The sequence below is a fragment of the Thioalkalivibrio denitrificans genome (assembly GCF_002000365.1).
GTDB classification, from domain to species: Bacteria; Pseudomonadota; Gammaproteobacteria; order Ectothiorhodospirales; family Ectothiorhodospiraceae; genus Thioalkalivibrio_A; species Thioalkalivibrio_A denitrificans.
Map to the genome: position 1 here is coordinate 1 of NZ_MVBK01000067.1, position 3786 is coordinate 3786.

The following is a 3786-nucleotide window of genomic DNA, read 5'->3' on the forward strand; positions in this document are numbered from 1 at the left end:
TGTCATGCTGAGGTTGGCGGCCATTTCAACGTATTCCGCTTATCTTTCCACCTGTTGCGAACCAGCCGGTGTCCGACCGGTGAGATATGCGGGCTAGGCCTCGGCCCCCATCCCTTTTCCCTTTTCCCTTTTCCCTTGTACCTGCCTTGCAGGCAGGCGCACGGTAGCGGTCACGCCGCCGTGCTCGTTGGGTCGGATGTCGATGTGGCCGCCGTGGCGCTCGACGATGCCCAGGCTCACAGACAGGCCGAGGCCGCTGCCGCGCCCCACCGGCTTGGTGGTGAAGAACGGGTCGAAAAGCTTGTCCAGGATGTCCGGGTCCACGCCCGTGCCCTGATCGCAGACGCAGAAATAGATATCCCCGTCGGCCTCGTGCCGGGCCATGATCAGGACCTCGTCGCCCGGGTGGCTGGCCTGGATGGCATTGAGCAGCAGGTTGATCAGCACCTGGCGCAGCTGGTGCACGTCGCCCTCCATCATCAGCCCTTCCTCCACCTCGAGCCGGATGGTGACCTCCTGCGCCTTTGCCGCCTGGTTGACCAGGATGAGCGTCTCCTCCGCCCAGGGGCGGACGTCGATGGCCTCGTAGCGGGGCGGCACCTGCCGTGCGAAGTTGAGGATGCCGTTGACAATGCGAGAGGCGCGTTGTGCCTCGTCCATCAGTGACTGCACGTCCTCGCGCAGGCGCGTGTGTTCTGCGGGCAGCTCGCGCCGGATCAGCTTGCCCAGGGACAGGATGTTGTTCAGGGGGTTGTTGAGTTCATGGCCGATGCCCGCTGCCATCTCGCCGATGGAGGCCAGCTTGGCGGACTGCACCAGCATGTGCTGTGCCTCGTCCCGGTCCCGGCGGGCGCGCTCCAGCGTTTCGGCCATGTAATTGAAGGAGTCCTGCAGCTGACGGATCTCCTGGGTGCCGTGGGGCTCGGTGCGCTCCAGCGGCTCACCGCGGGCGTAGGCCTTGAGATTGTGCGCGAGCCGGGTGATGGGCCTCGCGATGCGCCGCGCGCTCACCTGTGCCAGCAGGAGGCTGGCAATGAGCGCCAGTGCCGCCAGCAGCAGGATGCCCTGGCGGATGCGCTTGAACGGGGCGGTGACCGCGTCATGACGCACCTCCGAAATCACCAGCCAGCTCGCCAGCTGGTTGGGATACGGCGTGTACTCGGCGTGATAGACGCGCGAAGGCCGCGTGGTGAGGTCCGTGGCGCCGAAGGGGCGCGTCGCCATGGTGTTCGCGACCCGGGTTCCGAACAGGGTGTCCAGGCGCAGTTCCGGCCGCTTGCCGTGGGTGAACAGCAGTCCGGAGCCCTCGTCGAAAAGGATCAGTCCCTCACGATCAGGGCGGTCGGGGTTCAGTTCCGCCACCGTGAGACGGCCCTCGCTCAGGCGCGGCGCCAGTTCCAGCATGCGCTCGATCTGCAGCCCGGTGGAGTTGGCCAGCAGGTACCCCACCACCCCTTCGCCCTCGCGCTCGATGGGGACCACCGCGTCGTACATGGGAGGGATCGCGCCAAACACATAGTCGCTACGCGACTCCGGCAGCAATTGGTAGCTCACCTCGCCCAGCGGACTGGAGCGCAGCCGCTGCAGGAACGCCTCGTCGTCCAGTTCCTCCTCCGCGTACGGATAGGGATCCATGCCCTCGTAGTGGGTGGGCATCACCTGGCGGTCCCGGATCATCAGCAGCGTGTTGCCGCGCACGTCCAGCACGCGGATGGTGCCCACGTCCGGAATCAGGGCGGTGAACTCCTCGAGGAAGATCCCCAGCTGCGCGGCGCGCAGGTTGAACTGCGGATGCTTGTGGCCGTCGCGGGCCTGGCTGAGCACCGACTGAAAGGCCTGCATGGGGGCCGATTCCACCAGCGCGCTGATGACCTCGCGCTCGAACATGAGCCGCCGGTCGATCTCCGCCACCAGGGTGTTGAGGCTCGCGCCGATCTCGCGGTCCCGGTCGCTGCTGTACTGGCGCTCGCTGTACCCGGTGACCAGCAGCACCAGCACCGTCAGGGGCAGCACGGTGGCCAGCGACACCCACAGGGAAATGTTGGTTCTCAGGCGCACGAGAAAGAGACCCGTTCGGGCGGGGTGGGGTTCAGTGCCATTGTCTCATGGGTCTGGTGTCGTGTCCCGCAAGTATCCTGCCATTCAGCGCGGTTGTGCGATGCTGTGCGCGGCCTTCGCCGGTTATAATGGGTCATCCTCACCCCATGAGCAGGCTTGTATGCGTATCTGCTGGTCCAACTGGGCGCTGGTCGTCGTGGTCGTGGTGCTGGGCAGCGTCTCGCTGCTGGCCAGCTGCGGCCAGAAGGGCGACCTGTACCTGCCGGAGGAGCCCCCGGCCGAAACCCAAAACGAAAACGACCGCCCGTAGTCTGACGGGATAAGACCGGATCGCCTTGCGCGGGCAACCCGCCCGCGGGCGTGCACGGTAGGCCGGCCCCGGAGCCAAGCTCGACCATGGACCACTTTGTCTACAACGACGGTGAACTGCACGCGGAGCAGGTGCCCCTGGCGCGTATCGCGGAGGCCCACGGCACGCCCTGTTACGTGTACTCCCGGGCCACCCTGGAACGCCACTGGCGGGCCTTCGATGCCGCGCTCGGGGATCATCCTCACCTTGTCTGCTATGCCGTCAAGGCCAACTCCAGCCTCGCGGTCCTCAATGTGCTCGCGCGACTGGGATCCGGTTTCGATATCGTCTCGGCGGGTGAGCTGGAGCGGGTGCTGCGCGCCGGCGGCGATCCGTCACGGGTCGTGTTCTCGGGCGTGGGCAAGCGCACCGACGAGATGCGCCGGGCCCTGGAGGCGGGTATCCGCTGTTTCAACGTGGAGTCCGAATCCGAGCTGGCGCGCCTGAACCGGGTGGCCGGCGAGGCGGGCGTAGCCGCGCCCGTGTCGATTCGTGTCAACCCGGACGTGGATGCCCGGACCCACCCCTACATCTCCACGGGCCTCAAGGAAAACAAGTTCGGCGTGGACATCCGCGAGGCGCCGCGGCTCTACCGGGAGGCCGCGGATCTGCCGCATCTGCGCGTGGTGGGCGTGGACTGCCACATCGGCTCCCAGCTGACCGAATTGAGCCCCTTCGTGGATGCCCTGCAGCGGGTTCTGGAGCTGGCGCATTCGCTGGAGGCCCAGGGCATCGGCCTGGATCATCTGGATCTGGGCGGCGGCCTGGGCGTGCGCTACCGGGACGAAACACCGCCCCTGCCCGACGCCTATGCCCGGGCCCTGTTTGAAGGGCTGTCGGATACGCGCTACGAGATCCTGCTGGAACCGGGGCGTGCCATCGCGGGCAACGCCGGTGTCCTGCTCACCCGGGTGGAGTATCTGAAGCACACCCCGCACAAGGATTTTGCCGTGGTCGATGCCGCGATGAACGATCTGATCCGTCCGGCCCTCTACGGTGCCTGGCAGGAGATCGTGGCGGTGTCGCCGCGCCCGGGCGAGTCCCGGCGCTACGACGTGGTGGGCCCCGTCTGCGAGACCGGCGACTTCCTCGGCAAGGAACGCGACCTGGTTCTGGCCGAGGGTGACCTGCTGGCGGTGCGCTCCGCGGGCGCTTACGGCTACACCATGAGCTCCAATTACAACAGCCGCCCCCGCGTCGCTGAAGTCATGGTCGACGGCGATGCCATGCACCTGGTCACGCGCCGCGAAACCCTCGACGAACTCATGGCCCGGGAGACGGTTTTACCTTAGTCAGTTGTCAGTGGTCCGTTGTCAGTCGTTGAAAACCGCTTGACACAGGACTTGCCGGTTCCAGGCTCCTGACAACTGACAACTGAC

3 protein-coding genes are annotated in these 3786 nt (G+C 66.4%); 2 read left to right on the forward strand and 1 reads right to left on the reverse strand.

What is annotated here, in order from left to right:
* Positions 1–93: 93 nt before the first annotated feature.
* Complete coding sequence (locus tag B1C78_RS11375) at positions 94–2058, reverse strand: sensor histidine kinase (RefSeq protein ID WP_077279291.1); 1965 nt, start codon at positions 2056–2058, stop codon at positions 94–96.
* 160 nt (positions 2059–2218) lie between these two features.
* On the opposite strand from B1C78_RS11375, the gene lptM reads away from it, so the two are divergent.
* Positions 2219–2368, forward strand: coding sequence for an LPS translocon maturation chaperone LptM (lptM, locus tag B1C78_RS11380; RefSeq protein ID WP_077279292.1), 150 nt, complete (start codon positions 2219–2221; stop codon positions 2366–2368).
* A gap of 86 nt (positions 2369–2454) precedes the next feature.
* On the forward strand, positions 2455–3699 hold the full coding sequence (gene lysA / locus B1C78_RS11385; protein ID WP_077279293.1) for a diaminopimelate decarboxylase: 1245 nt from the start codon (positions 2455–2457) through the stop codon (positions 3697–3699).
* The last annotated feature ends 87 nt before the right edge of the window (positions 3700–3786 follow it).